Origin of the sequence: Kitasatospora sp. NBC_00039 (assembly GCF_045160625.1) — a bacterium.
Taxonomy (GTDB): domain Bacteria; phylum Actinomycetota; class Actinomycetes; order Streptomycetales; family Streptomycetaceae; genus Kitasatospora.
Window position 1 is genome coordinate 6241956 of record NZ_CP108289.1, and the last position, 16588, is coordinate 6258543.

The window sequence follows — 16588 nt, forward strand, 5'->3', positions numbered from 1 at the left end:
GGAAGCAGGCCCGGGTACCGGCGCGCCCGCCCCCGGATCCGCCCGGAATCACCCGATTCGCCCTACGCTGCCTCCATGCCACGCCGAAAACTGCGCGTCAAGGCCGCCGACTCCGCCCGGATCAACGCCGAACTGGCCGAGTTGCGTGCCCGTCTGGAGATCCACACCGAGTGGCCCGACCCCGTCCTCGCCGAGGCGGAGGAGGCGGCCCGCACGCCACGGCTGCCGGAGTACGACGCGACCGAGCTGCCGCTGTTCACCGTCGACCCGCCCGGATCCCGGGACCTCGACCAGGCCATGCACCTGGCCCACCGCCCGGGCGGCGGCTACCGGGTGCACTACGCGATCGCCGACGTGGCGGCCTTCGTCCGGCCCGGCGGGCTGATCGACGCCGAGGCCCGCCGCCGCGTCCAGACCCTCTACTTCCCGGACCACCGCGTCCCGCTGCACCCGGCCCGGCTCTCCGAGGACGCGGCCAGCCTGCTGCCGGGGGAGACCCGCCCGGCCCTGCTCTGGCAGCTCGACCTGGACGCCGACGGCGCCGTCGTCCTCGCCGACCTGCGCCGCGCCCTCGTCCGCTCGCACCGCAGGCTGGACTACGCCGCCGTCCAGCGCGCCGTCGACGGCGGCGGCGCCGACGAACAGCTCGCCCTGCTCGCCACCGTCGGCCGGCTGCGCGAGGAGCAGGAGCGCACCCGCGGCGGGATCAGCCTGCCCCTCCCCGAGCAGGAGATCGAGGAGACCCTGCACGGCTACGTCCTCGGCTACCGCGCACCCGCCCCCGCCGACGGCTGGAACGCCCAGATCTCGCTGCTCACCGGCATGGCCGCGGCCGAACTGATGCTGGATGCCGGCGTCGGCCTGCTGCGCACCCTGCCCGCCGCCCCGCCCGAGGCGTACGCGCGGCTGCGCCGCACCGCCCGCGCGCTGGACGTGGAATGGCCGGACGGCCTGCCGTACCCGGAACTGATCCGCTCGCTCGACCCGGACGCCCCGTTGGACGCGGCCTTCCTCAACGAGTGCACCGGTCTGCTGCGCGGAGCCGGCTACCTGGCCTTCGACGCCACGCAGGGCCTGCCGGCCCCGGCCGACCCGGTGCACGCCGCCCTGGCTGCGCCGTACGCGCACTGCACGGCGCCGCTGCGCCGGCTGGGCGACCGGTTCGCCCAGGAGATCTGCGCGGCCGTCGCCGCCGGCGAGACGGTGCCGGACTGGGCGCGGGAGGCACTGCCCGCCGTCCCGTCCCTGATGGCGGGCGGGGACCGCCGCTCGGCCGAGGTGGAGCGGGCCTGCGTGGACCTGGTGGAGGCGGAACTGCTGGCAGGCCGGGAGGGGGAGGACTTCCCGGCGCTGGTCATCGACGTGGACGAGCAGCGGCCGACCCGCGGCACCGTCCAGCTGCGCGAGCCGGCCGTCCGGGCCCGCTGCGACCGCCCCGACGGCGCGGGCGGCGCGCCGGGTGCCGGCCGCGGCCTGCCGCTCGGCGAGCAGGTCGTGGTCCGGCTGACGGTGGCCGACCCGGCCACCCGGACGGTCCGCTTCGCCGCCGTCTGATCCCGGCCCGGTGGGAGGATCGTCCCGTGACCGAACAGACCTCCCCCCGTCCGCGGTCCGCCGAGCAGCCGTCCGCCGTTCCCGGCCGGCGCCGTCGGCTGCTGGTGCTGGCGATCTGCTGTCTGAGCCTGTTCATCGTCGGGCTCGACAACACCGTGGTGAACATCGCCCTCCCGGCGATCCAGAAGGACCTCGACGCCCCCGCCTCCGGGCTGCAGTGGATCATCGACGCCTACACCCTGGTGCTGGCCTCCCTGCTGATGCTGTGCGGCTCGGTGGCCGACCGCTTCGGCCGGCGCCGGGTGTTCCAGACCGGCCTGCTGCTCTTCGTGCTCGGTTCGCTGCTCTGCAGCCTGGCGCCGAGCCTGGCCTGGCTGGTGGTGTTCCGCGCGGTGCAGGCCGTCGGCGGCTCGATGCTCAACCCGGTGGCGATGTCGATCATCACCAACACCTTCACCGAGCCGAGGGAACGGGCCCGGGCGATCGGCATCTGGGGCGGCGTGGTCGGCATCTCGATGGCGCTCGGCCCCCTGCTCGGCGGCTTCCTGGTGGACGGCGCCGGCTGGCAGTCGATCTTCCTGATCAACGTCCCGGTCGGCCTGCTCGCCTGCCTGCTGACCGCCCGGTACGTCCCCGAGTCGCGAGCGCCGCGGGCCCGCCGGCTGGACCCGGTCGGCCAGCTGCTGATGGTGATGCTGCTCGGCTGCGGCACCGCCGCGATCATCGAGGGCCCCGAGCACGGCTGGACGAGCCCGCTGATCCTGGCCCTCGCCGCGACCGCGCTCGCCGCGCTGGTGGCCTTCCCGCTCTGGGAGCGGAGGGTCCCCGAACCGCTCGTCGACCCGCGGTTCTTCCGCAGCGCGCCCTTCACCGGCGCCACCGTCACCGCCGTCTGCGCCTTCGCCGCGCTCGGGGGCTTCCTGTTCCTCAACACCCTCTACCTCCAGGACGTCCGCCACTACAGCCCGGTCGAGGCGGGCCTGTGGACGCTGCCGATGGCCGGGATGATGCTGGTCTGCGCGCCGCTCTCCGGCCGCATCGTCGGAGGCCGGGGACCGCGCGGCCCGCTGGTCGCGGCCGGCCTCGGGCTCGCCGCCAGCGGCGTGCTGCTCACCCGGCTGGCCGCGGACTCCCCGGCGTCGCTGCTGCTGGTCGCCTACGCGCTGTTCGGCTTCGGCTTCGGCATGGTGAACGCTCCGATCACCAACGCCGCGGTCTCCGGCATGCCGCGCGCCCAGGCGGGCGTGGCGGCGGCGGTGGCCTCGACCAGCCGGCAGGTCGGCCAGTCGCTCGGCGTCGCGGTGATCGGCACCGTGGTCACCTCGGCCGTGATCGGCCCGCTCGCCACCGGCTTCGCCCCGGCCAGCCACGCCGGCTGGTGGATCGTGACCGGCCTCGGCGTCGCCATCCTCGTCCTCGGCCTGGTCACCACCACCACCTGGGCCACCGGCACCGCCGCCCGGGTGGCGGCCCGCCTCGGCGGCGAACCGCCCGTCGTCAGGCCCGGCGTGCGGGAGGCCCCGCCCGAGCGGCTACCATGACCACTACGGCGGACGAGCCGGCCGGGCGGTCGCGACGGGTCCTCAGGGCCCGCCGAGGAACGTCCGGGCTCCACAGAGCAGGGTGGTGGGTAACGCCCACCCGGGGTGACCCGCGGGACAGTGCCACAGAAAACAGACCGCCCGCCGCTCTGCGCCCCGCGAGGGGTGGCAAGGCAGCGGGTAAGGGTGAAACGGTGGTGTAAGAGACCACCAGCGACCGGGGTGACCCGGACGGCTCGGTAAACCCCACCTGGAGCAAGGTCAAGATCGGCGCCCTCGGGCGCCGTGCGCGGATGCTTGAGGGCTGCTCGCCCGAGTCCGCGGGTAGACCGCACGAGGCTGTCGGCAACGGCAGCCCTAGATGGATGGCCGCCTCCCCGGGCCGCGCAAGCAACCCGGGAGACAGAACCCGGCGTACAGGCCTGCTCGTCCGTCCTCAGGCGTGGTGAAGGCCCGCCGGTCCGCTCAGCGGGCCGGCGGGCCTTTCTCCGTAGGCCCGCGGTTCAGGCCGGGTGGGCGCCGACCGCGTCGCGGATCTGCTCGCCGAGGCCGCCGTTGACGCGGGCGCAGTTGGCGCAGCAGAAGAACCGGCCCGCCACCTCCACGCCGTGGCCCACGATCCGGACCTGGCACTGCTCGCAGCGCGGTGCGAGCTTCTCCATCGCGCACTCGAAGCTGTCGAAGGTGTACACGTCGCCGGTGATGGTCTTGATCTCGAAGGCGAGCCAGTAGTCGTTGCCGCAGGTGACGCAGATGGCCATGGTGGCCGTCTCCCTTCCGGTGGGGGCTGAACGGCCGGTCGGGCGCTCAGCCCTTCCCAGTGTCGGAGCGGCCCCCGGGGGCGGCCACTCGGCCGCACCCGCCCGGGAGGCTCGGCAGGCCCGGACGTACCCGGGGGCCGGGCCACCCGGCGGGCCCAGGTGAGCTCAGGCGGGCCGGGCCGACAGCTCCTCCAGCGCCCGGACCGCCCGGTCGGCGTCCTCGATGCCGACGAACAGGTGGTCGTGGTGGAAGCCGGCCACCACGTTGCAGCTGATCCCCTCCTCGGCCAGCCGCCCCGCCACGGCGGCGGTCAGGCCGACGGCCTCCAGCGCCGAGTGGATCTGCAGCGTGATCCAGGCCGCCACGTAGTCGTAGCGCAGGCCGAGCGCGTCCGCCTCCTCCTGCGACACCACCACCGTGACCCCCTCGGGCTCGGCGACGGTCACCACCGGCCGCATCCCGGCGGGCACCTTCGCGGGCAGCGTGCAGTAGACGTACCGCCCCGGGTTGAGCTGCGGGTGCATCCCGCGCAGCAGGGTCGCAAGGTCTCGTTCACCGGCCATGCCCGCCACCGTAGCGGCTGGGCCTGCGCCGCACGGGCCGTCGGCCGACGTGTCGGAAACCGTTGACGAGCGACAGTCACCGATATATCGTCGAGTTATCGAGACAGTTACTCGACTGTCCGAACGACCGACAGGCCGATCATGTGGAGGTGGGCGCCATGCGCTCAGGACGACGATTTCGTGAGGAGGGCCCGCTCGGCGGCAGGCGCCGTGGGCCGGGCCCGGAGTTCGGGGGGATGCCCGGGGAGGGCTTCGAGGGCCGGAGTGCCTTCGGCCCCTTCGGCCCGCCGCCGTTCGGGCCCGGACGCCCGATGGGCGGGCCGTTCGGCGGCTTCGGCGGGCACGGGGGCCGCGGGCACGGCCCGCGCGGCCGGCGCGGCGGGCGGGCCCGGCGCGGGGACGTGCGGGCGTCGCTGCTGGCGCTGCTCAAGGAGCGGCCGATGCACGGCTACGAGATGATCGCGGAGATCGCCGAGCGGACGGGCGGGGCCTGGCGGCCGAGCCCGGGCTCGATCTACCCCAACCTCCAGTTGCTGGAGGAGGAGGGCCTGATCACCGCGGAGGAGGTCGGCGGCAAGCGGCTGGTCTCGCTCACCGAGGCGGGCCGGGCCGAGGCCGAGGCGGGGGCCGCCGAACCGTGGGCGGAGGCCGGCCGGGAGGTCGACTGGGAGGCCGTCCAGGAGGTCGGCCAGGCGCTCGGCGCGGTCGACCACGCGATCCGGCAGGTCATGACGACGGGCACGGAGGCGCAGCGCGCCAAGGGCCTGGCGGTGCTGAACGAGGCCCGCAAGAAGCTGTACCTGATCCTCGCCGAGGACGCGTGACGGCTCAGGGGGGCCGGGGGGCGGACGGTGCTGCTGCTCAGGGGCGGACGGCGAACAGTGCCACGCACGCGAGCAGCAGCACCGCCCAGCCGAACCAGAGCCAGCCGTTCGGTCCGATCGCCGCGCTGTAGATGCTGACCACCACCAGCAGTCCGGCGGTGACGGCGGCCACCTGCCGGTTGTGGTGCATCACCGCGCGGGACTTCGACCTGGGGTGGTGCCGTACGGTCCTCGCCATCGCCGTCCTCCCTGGGTCGGGCTCCCGAGGGGAGCGGCCGTCACCCGGAGGCGCGGGCGCTGGCCGCCTCGTCGTACTCGTAGCGCCAGTACCAGCGGGCGCCCCGCTGCTGCTTGGCCCGGATGTACACCAGTGTGCGCGCGGGCGTCTCGCCGTGCGCGGGGACCGGCACCTTGTAGGTCTTGGGCACGCCGTACATGGGCCCCAGCGGGATCGGCAGGATCCGGCCGTCCAGGGGTCCGCCGACGAATTCGGTGTCCGCGCTCTTCACCACACCAGGGTCTCACCCCGGCGCAGGTGGCCGGCGGGCGGCTTCGCGGGGGCCCGCAGGTGAACGGCCGCCCGGGGTGGTCCGGGGGAGGGCTTGTGGCGCGCAGGTGCCGGGAGTGTGACCGGAGAGGCACCGCCCCCGGTCATCCGGAGGCCCCGCGCACCCTTATCCTTCCTGTTACGCCCTCGGGGTTCACCCGGGTCAGCGGGCCCCGTACGGGCCGGGCAAGGCGCACGTCGGTGTGCCCGCCGGGCCGCTGAGCCGCAGCGTCCGTGCTGCCGTGACTCCGTACCGTGACCCGGGCGTCGGCCGTCCGGCAACCCCGGCTCCGGCCGGCAGGGCGTGGACGGCAGGGCCGAGCACCACCCCGGGAAGCAAGCGGGGGGCGCTGTGCGTTGCGTCGGAGTGGTACGTCGAATGCTGTGTCACACCAGGCACGGCAGTGCGCGGAGAGGGGCCCGATGGAAGCCGGCAGCAGGTGGACGACCTGGTGGCAGAAGCGTGACCGTCAGCGGGTGCGGCCGGCCGACATGGACGGCCCCGCCGCCAGACTGGATCAGCTGCTGGGCGCCGTGCGCGCCGGATTCCCGCTCGCGCCCGCCGCGCATCCGGCCGGCTACCGGTGTTCCTGCGACCGGGTCGCCTGCCCGGCCCCCGCACAGCACCCGGTCTCCTTCGCCTGGCAGACCCAGGCGACCACCGACCCGGAGCAGGTCGGCCGCTGGCTCTCCCGGGATCCCCAGGCCAACTTCATCACCGCCACCGGCCGCGCCCACGACGTGCTGGACGTGCCCGCCGAGGCCGGCCGGCTGGCCCTGGAGCGGCTCACCGCGCTGGGCGTCGAGGGCCCGGTGGCCGCCGTCGGCGAGGACCGCTACCTGTTCTTCACCGCCACCCGGGGCACCCCGGTGGACGAGGACGAGTGGTGGCCGAGCGCCCTCGACTCCACCCCGGACACCATGTCCGAGCACCCCGGCCTGCGCTGGCACTGCCGCGGCTCGTACACCCTGCTGCCGCCGGCCGCGCTGCCGGACGGCTCCGAGGTGCGCTGGCTGCGCGGGCCCGAGCAGCCCCTGCCGGACCCGCTGCGCGTCCTGGACGTGCTGACCGACGCCTGCACCGAGGTGGGCGCGGTCGCCGAGGAGCAGTGGCTGATCGGCTGACGCGCCCACTCCGGGTGGTTACGGCAGGGTGAGGATCTCGGCGCCGTCCGCCGTGACGACCAGGGTGTGCTCGAACTGCGCGGTGCGCTTGCGGTCCTTGGTGACGACGGTCCAGCCGTCCGCCCAGACCTCGTAGTCGTAGGTGCCCAGGGTCAGCATCGGCTCGATGGTGAAGGTCATCCCCGGCTTGATCACCTCGGTGGCCCGCTCACTGTCGTAGTGCGGGATGATCAGGCCGGAGTGGAACGACGTGTTGATGCCGTGCCCGGTGAAGTCCCGCACCACGCCGTAGTCGAAGCGCTTGGCGTAGGACTCGATGACCCGGCCGATCACGTTGATCTGGCGGCCGGGCTTGACCGCCTTGATGGCCCGGTTGAGCGACTCGCGCGTCCGCTCGACCAGCAGCCGCGACTCCTCGTCCACGTTGCCGCAGAGGTAGGTGGCGTTGAGGTCGCCGTGCACCCCGTGGATGTAGGCGGTGGCGTCGATGTTGACGATGTCGCCGTCCTGCAGCACGGTCGAGTCCGGGATGCCGTGGCAGATCACCTCGTTGATCGAGGTGCAGATCGACTTCGGGAAGCCCCGGTAGCCGAGGTCGGACGGGTAGGCGCCGTGGTCGCACATGTACGCGTGGGCGACGGCGTCCAGCGCGTCCGTGGTGACCCCGGGCGCGATCAGCTTCGCGGCCTCCTCCATCGCCTGCGCGGCGATCCGGCTCGCGATCCGCATCTTCTCGATCGTCTCGGCGCTCTGCACCTCGGGCCCGGTGTACGGCGCCGGCGCCGGCCGCCCGACGTACTCGGGGCGCGCGATGTGCGCCGGGACCTTGCGGGTGGGGGACTGGATGCCGGGTACGAGAGCCATGGCTGCGAGTCTATCCGCCGCCCCTGACCCGCCCGGGGGCGTGCGGAGGGGCCCCCTCCTGGGAATGATCCGTACCGACCTGCCCCGCCGAACGGGAGTGACCGCCATGCCCCTGGGATTCCACCGCAAGCCGACCGGCAAGCCCGGCGAGTGGTTCTACTGCATCAAGCACGCCAAGGTGGAGGAGGGCCCCGAGTGCCCCGCCAAGGACCGCCTCGGCCCCTACGCCAGCCGCGAGGAGGCGGCCCACGCGCTCCAGCTCGCCGACGAGCGCAACCGCGAGTGGAAGAACGACCCGCGCTGGAGCGACAGGCCGACGGACGGCCGGGCCGGGTAGTCGTCAGCGGCCCTCGGGGCGGAGGTGCTTCGTCGTCAGCCGCCCTGGGGGCCGAGGTACTTCGCGCTGGTGAGCGGGGCGAGGACGTCCCAGCCGAGCGAGGTGTAGAGGGCGTGGCCGTCCGGGGTGCCGGCGAGGATGCCGGTCTGGGCGCCCTGGTCGAACGCCGCGGTGGCGAGCGTCCGCATCACCAGGCTGCCGAGGCCCCGGCGGCGGTGTTCGACGGAGGTCTCGACCTGGTCGACGACGGCGGTCGCGCCGAGCGGGACGGTCTGCCCGCGGGCCGCCAGTGCGCCGGTGGCATCGGTGACGAGGGTGCGGACCACGCCGCCCCGGGTCCAGGTGCGCAGGTGGTAGCCGTCCGGGGCGGTCAGCCGGTGGGCGGGGGCCGGGGCCAGCGGGGCGGTCATCAGGTAGCCGGGTTCGTCGTCGATCCACCAGTCGGGGCCGAGCCAGGGGGCGACGAGGGCCGGCTCCGCGAAGATCTTGAGCCACGTCCCCTCGGCGCGGACGTCGCCGGCGACCTTGCGGACGTCGGCCTCCCGTACGGCGTCCCCCGTGGCGTCGAGGACGTGCCGGGTGACGTGGCCGGTGACGCCGACGTCCACGGTGTACCCCCACGGCTCGACGACGGGCGGCGCCGCGAGCCGCGACACGACCCACCCGTCCACCCAGCAGCGAACGACGTTCTCCGTCGTGATCTCCAGCATGGCCACCCCTCCGACCGACGATCCGATGAAGGAAAGAGTAATAGGCCCAGTGGCTTAGCGCTACTTACTTCGAGTGATCGCCTCCGTTTGTCCCACTGCTGCGGCCGCCTCAGCTCGCTCCGCCTCCGCTTGCTCGGCCGCCGCCCGCTCCGCCGCGGCCTTCTCGTGCTCGGCGCGGACGGCCGCCGCGTGAGGGTTGGTGCGGTCGTCGTAGGCGAGCAGGCTGGGCAGCGCCGCGACCAGGGCGATCACACCGGCCACGCAGGCGAGGCCGCCGGCCCAGACCGACGCCCGGACGCCGACCAGCCCGGCCATGCCGCCGGCCCGGACCTGGCCGAGCTGCGGGCCGAGCGAGTAGCTGAGCAGCTCCACGCCGGCCATCCGGCCGCGCACCTCGTCCGGGATGGACTGGTTCCACATGGTGGAGCGGGCGATGCCGCTGATCTGGTCGGCGCCGCCGGCCACGGCCAGGCAGAGCAGCACGAGCCAGACGGAGGCGGAGAACCCGGCCAGGGCCATCGCCGCTCCCCAGCCGAGGGCGGCGGCCACCAGCATCCGGCCCTGCCGGTGGATCCGGGAGGCCCAGCCGCTGGTCACCGAGACCGCCAGCGCGCCGACCGCCGAGGCGGAGTACATCAGCCCCAGCGCCCAGTCGGCGTGCAGCTCGGAGGCCAGGAAGGGGAAGATCGCCACCGGGAAGGCGAACAGCATCGCGACCAGGTCGACGGCGTACGTGCCCAGCAGGTCCTTGCGGCTCCAGGCGTACCGCACCCCGGTCAGGACGGCCCGTACCGACGGCTTCTCGGCGTCGGTGGGTGGTGGCACCGCGCGGATCCGGGCGAGCAGCAGCAGCGAGGCGGCGAAGGTGAGCACGTCCAGCGCGTACGCGGTCTGTACCCCGGCGAATGCCACGATGATCCCGGCCAGGGCCGGGCCGGCCACCGAACCGACGTTGCGGTAGAGGGAGTTGAGCGCGAACGCGGCGGTCAGCTGGTCGTGCGGGACGATCCGCGGAGTGAGCGAGTCCAGCGCCGGGCGCTGGAGCCCGTCGGCGGCGGCGACCAGTGCGGCCACCAGGTAGACCGGCCAGAGCACCGGCGTCGGCAGCAGTGCGTTGAGCAGCAGGACGCCGGTGAGCAGGCCGAGCCCCGCCTCCGAGAACAGCACCAGCCGGCGGCGGTCCAGCGCGTCGGCGAGGGCTCCGCCCCAGAGGCCGAAGACGATCAGCGGCACCAGCTCGAAGGCGCCGACCAGGCCGACCGCGAAGGACGATCCGGTGAGCTCCTTGATCTGCAACGGCACGGCGACGTAGGTGAGAAAGCTGCCGAGGCTGGTGATGCACCCCGAGAGCCAGAGCAGCCGGAAGTCCTGCGAGGAGTGCCAGGGCGTCAGGTCGGGGCGCAGCGATCGCAGCAGCGTCCGCAGCCGGCTGCTCGGTGGTGGTTCGGAGTCGTTCACGAACGACCATCCTCGGCTGGCCGTTCGCGCCCCGGCAACAGGTTTTCCGTGCCCGCCCGTGCCCGCCCGTGCCCGCGCGTGCCCGCCTGCGCGCCGGGCCGGGGTGCGGGCGGGGGCCCTTACCAGCGGTTGACGGCCGGCCCCGCGGTGAGCCGCCCGGCGAGGTCGGCCAGGCGGCCGAGCGCCGACCGGCGGGCCGAGGGCTCCCCGGCGGCCGCGCTGACCAGGTGCTGGGCGAGGTCGAACGGCTCCTCCTCGGCCGTACCGACGGTCAGCCGCTCGTGTGCCAGGCCCGCCAGGCCGCCCGGCCCGGCGGTGCCGTCCAGGGCGAGCACCGTCGCCCCGCCGCGGCGGGCGTCCTGCACCCGCTCCAGCAGTCCCTCACCGGCCGCCGCCGGGGCCACCACCAGCACGGTCGCCCCGCGCCCGGCCCCGGCCAGCCGCCGCAGGCCGTGCGCCAGGTGGGCCGGGGCCCCGGCGGGCACCCGGTGCCGAAGCAGGGTCGGCGCCAGCCGGGGGACGTCCGACCAGGCGGCCTCGTCCTCCAGGTGCGCGGCCAGGTGCCAGGGCTCGTACGCCTCGGTGCCGACCAGCAGCAGCCCGTCCGCACCGCGCCGGCCGACCGCATGCCGCAGCGAGCCGGCGAAGCCGCCGACCGCCTCCAGCCAGCCCGTACCGGCCAGCCGATCCCGGAGTGCCGAAACTCTCATCGCGTCCATGCGGCACAGAATGTCGCGGCGGGCCCGGCATTTGGCAGGATCGGCCCATGACTTCCCTCGATTCAGCGACAAACCCGGCCCACGAGCTGCCGGACGTCTCGCAGCTGGTGGTCGGTGTCCTCGGCGGCACCGGCGACCAGGGGCGGGGGCTCGCCCTGCGGCTCGCCAAGGCCGGCCAGCAGGTGATCATCGGCTCGCGCGACGCCTCCCGCGCCGAGGCCTCGGCGGCCGAACTCGGCCTCGGCGTGCGCGGCGCCGACAACGCGACCACCGCGCGGGAGAGCGACATCGTGATCGTCGCCGTCCCCTGGGACGGGCACGCCGCCACCCTCTCCGCCCTGCGCGAGGAGCTGGCCGGAAAGATCGTGGTGGACTGCGTCAACCCGCTCGGCTTCGACAAGCAGGGCGCGTACGCGCTGGTGCCGGAGGAGGGCAGTGCCGCCCAGCAGGCCGCCGCGCTGCTGCCGGACTCGCGGGTCACCGCCGCCTTCCACCACCTTTCGGCGGTGCTGCTCCAGGACGAGGCCGTCGAGCAGATCGACACCGACGTGATGGTGCTCGGAGAGGAGCGCGCCGCCACCGACATCGTGCAGGCGCTGGCCGGCCGGATCCCGGGGATGCGCGGCATCTTCGCGGGCCGGCTGCGCAACGCCCACCAGGTGGAGTCGCTGGTCGCCAACCTGATCTCGGTCAACCGGCGGTACAAGGCCCACGCGGGCCTGCGGATCACCGACGTCTGAGCCGGCACCCGGACCGGTACCGGAGCCGGCGCCCGGGCCGCCGCCGCGCGACGTGCCGGCCGCCGGTCTCACCCCTGGACCAGGTCCGGGGGTGAGGTCGGCGACAATGGGGGCCGACCGTCAGTCCGCGCTAGGAGCCCCCGCCATGCCCCGCACGTCCCTCTTCGCCTCGATCGTCGTCGTCCTCGCGCTGGCCGCCGGTGTGGTCTCGCTGACCCAGGGCTTCTGGTGGGGCCTGATCTGGATCCCGATGGCGGGCGTCGCCAGCAACGTCCTCTGGCTGAACCTGCGCCGCGAGAAGATCGCGAAGGCCGCCGCCGAGCGGGCCGGCCAGCACGCCTAGCCCTTCCGGGCCTCCGGGCCTTCCGGTTCCCTAGTTCTTCCAGAACGAGAACAGGTACCGGCCGAGCGTCGCGTAGCCCGCGTCCGCGCCGAACAGGCCCATCAGGCCGTACACGGCGTCGAAGAAGAACCGGTTCACCTCGGGCTGCCAGAGCAGTGCGAAGACCGCCAGCATCCCGTACGGGGCGAACGGCTCGACCGCGCGCCTGGTCCGGTACGACAGCCACGGCTCGATGATCCCGTAGCCGTCCAGGCCGGGCACCGGCAGCAGGTTCAGCAGGGCCGCGCTCAGCTGGAGCAGCCCGAGGAAGCCCAGCGCGCCGGAGAACGGCGAGACGGTCAGCTCGTAGCCGTGCCACTGGGCGTGCACCGACGGGTCGTCCAGCCAGCCCGCGCCGATCGGGATCAGCAGCAGCGCCGCGCAGGCCAGGTTGACCAGCGGGCCCGCCGCCGAGATCAGGCTGTGCTTGAGCCTGCCGTTGATCCGGTGGCGCTCGATCCAGACCGAGCCGCCGGGCAGGCCGATGCCGCCGAGGATCACGAACACGACCGGCAGCACGAAGCTGAGCAGGATGTTGGTGTACCTGAGCGGGTTGAGCGTCAGGTAGCCCTTGGCGCCGACGGTGAGGTCGCCGCCGTGCAGCGCGGTGCGCGCGTGCGCGTACTCGTGCAGGCAGAGCGAGACCATCCAGCCCGCCACCACGAACAGGAACACCCCGAACGAGGCGTTGCCGTACCCCGCGTACACCGCCCAGCCGGACGTGGCGAGTATCGCGAGCAGCACCCAGAACACCGGGCTGATCCGGCGGTCCTCGCTGCGCGAGCGCTGCGTTGCGGCGAAGGTCATGGTGTGGGTGCTCCGGGTGTCTGGGGGGTGTCTCGGGTGTGGGTGTCCGGGATGGGGCAGGGACCGATCATGCCGGGCGGGTCCGTCGGCGGACAAGCCGTCCCGGGTGAACGTACGACGACCCGGTCCCGGTTCCGGGCCCCGGTGCCGGACAGGGGAGCCCCGGCGCCGGACAGTGAGCCCCGACGGCGGACCGCGGAGCCCCCGGCACCGGACACTCGCACCGGCCACCGGCGGCGGCCCGGACAATTGTGCGTGCCGGCGGCGGCCATCGACCAGAATGGGCGGGTGCACTACGGCATCCTCGGAACCACCACGGCCCACCACGACGACGGCACACCCGTCCCGCTCGGCGGGGCCCGGCTGCGGGCGCTGCTCGCCGCGCTGGTCCTGCGGCAGGGGCGGCCGGTGCCGGCCGACCTCCTGGTGGACGAGGTGTGGGACACCGAACCGCCGCAGGACTCCTCCGCCGCCCTGCAGACCCTGGTCGGCCGGCTGCGCCGCACCCTCGGCCGCGACCGGGTCGGCTCCGGCCCGGCCGGCTACTGGCTGACCGAGCCGCGCACCGACCTCGGCGAGTTCCAGCGGCTGGCCGACGAGGGCCGCCGGGCGCTGGAGGACGCCGACCACGCGCTGGCCGCCGAGAAGTTGAGGGCCTCCCTGGCGCTCTGGCGCGGCCCGGCCCTCGCCGACCTGCCCGACCGCAGCGGCCCCGCCACCCGGCTGGAGGCCCAGCGGGACGAGGCCCGCCGCCACCGGATCACCGCCGACCTCGGCCTCGGCCGGGCCGCCGAGCTGGTCGCCGAACTCGCCGAGCTCTGCGAACAGCAGCCGCTGGACGAGCCGTTGCAGTACCTGATGGTCCAAGCGCTGCGCGAGAGCGGGCGCACCGCCGAGGCGCTGCGCCACTACGAGCGGACCAGACGGGCCCTGGCGGACGAGCTGGGCGTCGACCCTGGCCGCCAACTCCAGTCCCTCTACGCCGAGTTGCTGGCACCCGTGGAGCCGGTCGGGCCTTCGGTGCGCGAGCAGGCGGCGCCGCCGGCCCCACCGCCCCGCAGTACGGGCAACCTGCGCGGCCGGCTGACCAGCTTCGTCGGCCGGGAGGGCGATCTGGGCGCCCTGCGCGGAGCCCTGACCGGTAGCCGGCTGGTCACCCTGACCGGCCCCGGCGGCTCCGGCAAGACCAGGCTCTCGGTCGAGGCCGGCCGCGCCGAACAGGGCGCCGGGCGCTGGCCGGACGGCGTCTGGCTGGCCGAACTCGCCCCGCTGGGGAGCCCGGCCGCCGTCCCGGCCGCCGTGGTCTCCGCGCTCGGCCTGCGCGAGATCGTGCTGCACACCGGCAGCATGGTCGCCGAGGTGCTGGAGAAGCGCGCCGAGGACCCGGTGCGCCGACTGGTCGAGCACTGCGGCCACCGCCAGATGCTGCTGGTCCTGGACAACTGCGAGCACCTGATCCAGGCCGCCGCCGATCTCGTCGACCGGCTGCTCGCCGAGTGCCCCGGCCTCACCGTTCTCGCCACCAGCCGCGAGCCGCTCGGCGTACCCGGCGAGACCGTCCTGCCGGTCGAGCCGCTGCCCGGCCCGGTGGCGCTGCGCCTGCTCGCAGAGCGGGCCGCCGCCGCCCGCTCCGGCTTCGACCCGCAGAACGACCCGGAGGCGTGTGCCGAGATCTGCCGGCGCCTGGACGGCCTGCCACTCGCCATCGAACTGGCCGCCGCCCGGTTGCGCGTGATGACCGCCCGCCAGATCGCGGACCGCCTGGACGGCCGGTTCGCGCTGCTCACCGGCGGCAGCCGTACCCTGCTGCCGCGCCAGCAGACCCTGCGCGCGGTGGTCGACTGGAGCTGGGACCTCCTCGGCAAGCGCGAACGGGCGGTGCTGCGCCGGCTCTCGGTCTTCGCCGGCGGCTGGACGCTGGAGGACGCCGAGGCGATCTGCGCGGACGACGTCGAGGTGCCCCGCGAGGAGGTCGCCGACCAGCTGCTGTCGCTCGTCGACAAGTCCCTGCTGGTGGCCGACCTCGACGGCGAGGGGCTGCCGCGCTACCGGATGCTGGAGACCATCCACGAGTACGCGACCGAGCGGCTGGCCGAGTCGGCCGCCGAACGCGGCGCCACCGAGAGCCGTCACCTGGCGCACTTCCGCGAGCTGGTCAGCACCGCCGACCTGAGCGTCCACGGCCCGCAGCAGCTGCACTGGCTGGGGGTGCTGGCGCGCGAGCAGGACAACATCCGGGCGGCGCTGCGCCGCGCGGTCGACCTGCGGGACGAGGAGCAGGCGCTCGTGATCTCCCTCGGCATGAGCTGGTACTGGTCGCTGCGCGGCTTCAGCCTGGAGGCCCGCGACTGGTACGAGGCGGTGGCCGCGCTCGGCCCGGACCCGTTCGATCCGGACGGACCGGCACCGGTGCCGGTGGAGCGGAACGTCCTCGCGTACGGCCTGCCGATGCCCGAGGGGGTCATCGAGGAATCCCGCCGGCTGATCGTCCTGTACCGCCTGGCCGGGCTCTTCGAGGGCAGCCTTGAGGTCCTCGGCGACCCGGTGGCGACCGCCACTGCGCAGCGGCTGCTCGACGCGTACCGCCCGGACCTGCCGCAGTCCTACCGCTTCCCGGCGCTGATGCGGGTGTTCGGGGCCTTCCTGGCCGGCCGCCTGGATCTGCTGAAGGACCTGGTGGACGACGCGGTCCGCGGCTGCGAGGAGCACGGCGGGCCGAACGACCTGGCGTTCATCCTGCAGATCCGGGCCAAGATGATGAACGACTGGCCCGGTGGCGAGGAGCAGGGGGCCCGGGACGGAGAGAAGTCCCTGGAGCTGTACACCCGGGCCGGCAACCTCTGGGGGATCTCCCAGGCGCTGGCGGCCCGCGGCGAGTCGCTGGCCAACCGGGGCATGGCCGACGAGGCCGCCGCCGCGTACGAGCGGGCGATCGAGCTGGCCGAGGAGCTGGGCGCGCCGCAGGAGGTGCCGATCCTGCGGGTGAGCCTCGGCGGTGCCGTGCTGGAGCGGGACATGGCGGAGGGCGAGCGGATCGTCCGGGACGCGATCGCCGGGATCGACGCTCCCGGGGCGAACCAGGCCACCACCGGCGCGCTGCTGTTCGGCCGTCTGACGCTCTGCGGCATCCACGCCCAGCGGGGCGAGTACGACCAGGCGCTGGCCGAACTGGACAAGCTCGACAGCACCAGGGTCGGCGGCTTCGCCCCCGGGGTGGTCAGCGGGCTGCTGGCCACCTCCCGGGGCTGGGTCATGGCCCGCGCCGGCGAACCGGACGAGGGGCTTGTCCTGCTCCGCGACGGCCGGCGGCTGCTCGGCGCGATGGAGGCGGCATCCGGGTTCGCGGAGCAGATGACGGTCATGGTGGTCCCGGCCGTGGCCGGGGTGCTGCGTGCGTTCGCCGAGCGCGACGGGGACCTGGAGCGGGCCCGGGCGGCCGCCCGGCTGCTCGGCGCACACACCGGGTTGAACGGCCCGAAGGGCGGTTACCTGGACCGGATGGAACGCGACCGCGCGGCCGCCGCCCTGCGGAGCCTGTTGGGTGACGCCGCGTACGAGAGCGCCGTGGCCGCGGGCGAGGGCCTGACCTCGCAGCAGACCAAGGTCCTGCTGGACGACCTGATCGGCTGACCGGGGCCGGCCGGCCCTCACGAGG

Annotated in this window: 17 protein-coding genes and 1 other RNA gene; 9 read left to right on the top strand and 9 right to left on the bottom strand. The window is 74.4% G+C overall.

Going from position 1 to position 16588, the window contains the following annotated elements; all coding sequences use genetic code 11:
• The first annotated feature begins 75 nt into the window (after nt 1–75).
• From OG286_RS27765 to rnpB, 3 genes are all read left to right on the top strand, one after another.
• The gene (locus OG286_RS27765; protein ID WP_396319512.1) at nt 76–1554 is read left to right on the top strand and encodes an RNB domain-containing ribonuclease; all 1479 of its coding nucleotides are present in this window, start codon (nt 76–78) and stop codon (nt 1552–1554) included.
• 104 nt (nt 1555–1658) lie between these two features.
• The gene (locus tag OG286_RS27770) at nt 1659–3095 is read left to right on the top strand and encodes an MFS transporter (protein WP_396319656.1); all 1437 of its coding nucleotides are present in this window, start codon (nt 1659–1661) and stop codon (nt 3093–3095) included.
• 13 nt (nt 3096–3108) lie between these two features.
• Nucleotides 3109–3528, top strand: an RNA gene (gene rnpB, locus OG286_RS27775) — RNase P RNA component class A.
• Nucleotides 3529–3598: 70 nt separating this feature from the next.
• Here the strand turns inward: rnpB and OG286_RS27780 are convergent.
• Both OG286_RS27780 and OG286_RS27785 read right to left on the bottom strand, forming a co-directional pair.
• A complete protein-coding gene (locus tag OG286_RS27780) occupies nt 3599–3856 on the bottom strand; it encodes a Prokaryotic metallothionein (RefSeq protein WP_148645382.1) in 258 nt (85 codons plus the stop codon).
• 165 nt (nt 3857–4021) lie between these two features.
• Entirely contained in the window at nt 4022–4420 is a 399-nt protein-coding gene (locus tag OG286_RS27785) for an ACT domain-containing protein (protein ID WP_405365850.1), read from the bottom strand.
• 158 nt (nt 4421–4578) lie between these two features.
• On the opposite strand from OG286_RS27785, the gene OG286_RS27790 reads away from it, so the two are divergent.
• Nucleotides 4579–5244: a PadR family transcriptional regulator gene (locus OG286_RS27790; protein ID WP_405365851.1), complete on the top strand. Its 666-nt coding sequence runs from the start codon at nt 4579–4581 to the stop codon at nt 5242–5244.
• Between the two features lie 37 nt (nt 5245–5281).
• Here OG286_RS27790 and OG286_RS27795 read toward each other — a convergent pair whose 3' ends face one another.
• Both OG286_RS27795 and OG286_RS27800 read right to left on the bottom strand, forming a co-directional pair.
• On the bottom strand, nt 5282–5482 hold the full coding sequence (locus tag OG286_RS27795; RefSeq protein WP_405365852.1) for a hypothetical protein: 201 nt from the start codon (nt 5480–5482) through the stop codon (nt 5282–5284).
• Nucleotides 5483–5522: 40 nt separating this feature from the next.
• Nucleotides 5523–5753: a hypothetical protein gene (locus OG286_RS27800; RefSeq protein ID WP_405365853.1), complete on the bottom strand. Its 231-nt coding sequence runs from the start codon at nt 5751–5753 to the stop codon at nt 5523–5525.
• Nucleotides 5754–6214: 461 nt separating this feature from the next.
• On the opposite strand from OG286_RS27800, the gene OG286_RS27805 reads away from it, so the two are divergent.
• A complete protein-coding gene (locus OG286_RS27805; RefSeq protein WP_396319507.1) occupies nt 6215–6916 on the top strand; it encodes a bifunctional DNA primase/polymerase in 702 nt (233 codons plus the stop codon).
• Nucleotides 6917–6934: 18 nt separating this feature from the next.
• On the opposite strand, the gene map is transcribed toward OG286_RS27805, so the two are convergent.
• Entirely contained in the window at nt 6935–7780 is an 846-nt protein-coding gene (gene map / locus OG286_RS27810) for a type I methionyl aminopeptidase (RefSeq protein WP_396319506.1), read from the bottom strand.
• 106 nt (nt 7781–7886) lie between these two features.
• Here map and OG286_RS27815 point away from each other — a divergent pair, with 106 nt between their 5' ends.
• The gene (locus tag OG286_RS27815) at nt 7887–8117 is read left to right on the top strand and encodes a hypothetical protein (RefSeq protein WP_396319505.1); all 231 of its coding nucleotides are present in this window, start codon (nt 7887–7889) and stop codon (nt 8115–8117) included.
• Between the two features lie 35 nt (nt 8118–8152).
• Here the strand turns inward: OG286_RS27815 and OG286_RS27820 are convergent, their stop codons facing one another.
• The 3 genes from OG286_RS27820 to OG286_RS27830 all read right to left on the bottom strand — a co-directional run bounded on the left by OG286_RS27820 (nt 8153) and on the right by OG286_RS27830 (nt 11004).
• Nucleotides 8153–8827, bottom strand: coding sequence for a GNAT family N-acetyltransferase (locus OG286_RS27820; RefSeq protein WP_396319504.1), 675 nt, complete (start codon nt 8825–8827; stop codon nt 8153–8155).
• A gap of 60 nt (nt 8828–8887) precedes the next feature.
• Entirely contained in the window at nt 8888–10285 is a 1398-nt protein-coding gene (locus tag OG286_RS27825) for an MFS transporter (RefSeq protein ID WP_396319503.1), read from the bottom strand.
• A gap of 119 nt (nt 10286–10404) precedes the next feature.
• A complete protein-coding gene (locus OG286_RS27830) occupies nt 10405–11004 on the bottom strand; it encodes a hypothetical protein (protein WP_396319502.1) in 600 nt (199 codons plus the stop codon).
• Between the two features lie 47 nt (nt 11005–11051).
• Between OG286_RS27830 and npdG the strand changes: the two genes are divergently transcribed.
• Nucleotides 11052–11744, top strand: a complete 693-nt coding sequence (npdG, locus tag OG286_RS27835) for an NADPH-dependent F420 reductase (protein WP_396319501.1) — start codon at nt 11052–11054, stop codon at nt 11742–11744.
• A gap of 145 nt (nt 11745–11889) precedes the next feature.
• On the top strand, nt 11890–12087 hold the full coding sequence (locus OG286_RS27840; RefSeq protein ID WP_396319500.1) for a hypothetical protein: 198 nt from the start codon (nt 11890–11892) through the stop codon (nt 12085–12087).
• Between the two features lie 30 nt (nt 12088–12117).
• Here the strand turns inward: OG286_RS27840 and OG286_RS27845 are convergent, their stop codons facing one another.
• Complete coding sequence (locus OG286_RS27845; RefSeq protein ID WP_396319499.1) at nt 12118–12933, bottom strand: site-2 protease family protein; 816 nt, start codon at nt 12931–12933, stop codon at nt 12118–12120.
• Nucleotides 12934–13221: 288 nt separating this feature from the next.
• On the opposite strand from OG286_RS27845, the gene OG286_RS27850 reads away from it, so the two are divergent.
• Complete coding sequence (locus OG286_RS27850) at nt 13222–16563, top strand: ATP-binding protein (RefSeq protein WP_396319498.1); 3342 nt, start codon at nt 13222–13224, stop codon at nt 16561–16563.
• The last annotated feature ends 25 nt before the right edge of the window (nt 16564–16588 follow it).

Coding starts and splice junctions, on each gene's coding strand:
- OG286_RS27765 (WP_396319512.1), top strand. CDS start 76: ATGCCACGCCGAAAACTGCGCGTCAAGGCCGCCGACTCCGCCCGGATC.
- OG286_RS27780 (WP_148645382.1), bottom strand. CDS start 3,856: ATGGCCATCTGCGTCACCTGCGGCAACGACTACTGGCTCGCCTTCGAG.
- OG286_RS27785 (WP_405365850.1), bottom strand. CDS start 4,420: ATGGCCGGTGAACGAGACCTTGCGACCCTGCTGCGCGGGATGCACCCG.
- OG286_RS27790 (WP_405365851.1), top strand. CDS start 4,579: ATGCGCTCAGGACGACGATTTCGTGAGGAGGGCCCGCTCGGCGGCAGG.
- OG286_RS27795 (WP_405365852.1), bottom strand. CDS start 5,482: ATGGCGAGGACCGTACGGCACCACCCCAGGTCGAAGTCCCGCGCGGTG.
- OG286_RS27805 (WP_396319507.1), top strand. CDS start 6,215: ATGGAAGCCGGCAGCAGGTGGACGACCTGGTGGCAGAAGCGTGACCGT.
- map (WP_396319506.1), bottom strand. CDS start 7,780: ATGGCTCTCGTACCCGGCATCCAGTCCCCCACCCGCAAGGTCCCGGCG.
- OG286_RS27815 (WP_396319505.1), top strand. CDS start 7,887: ATGCCCCTGGGATTCCACCGCAAGCCGACCGGCAAGCCCGGCGAGTGG.
- OG286_RS27820 (WP_396319504.1), bottom strand. CDS start 8,827: ATGCTGGAGATCACGACGGAGAACGTCGTTCGCTGCTGGGTGGACGGG.
- OG286_RS27830 (WP_396319502.1), bottom strand. CDS start 11,004: ATGGACGCGATGAGAGTTTCGGCACTCCGGGATCGGCTGGCCGGTACG.
- npdG (WP_396319501.1), top strand. CDS start 11,052: ATGACTTCCCTCGATTCAGCGACAAACCCGGCCCACGAGCTGCCGGAC.
- OG286_RS27840 (WP_396319500.1), top strand. CDS start 11,890: ATGCCCCGCACGTCCCTCTTCGCCTCGATCGTCGTCGTCCTCGCGCTG.
- OG286_RS27845 (WP_396319499.1), bottom strand. CDS start 12,933: ATGACCTTCGCCGCAACGCAGCGCTCGCGCAGCGAGGACCGCCGGATC.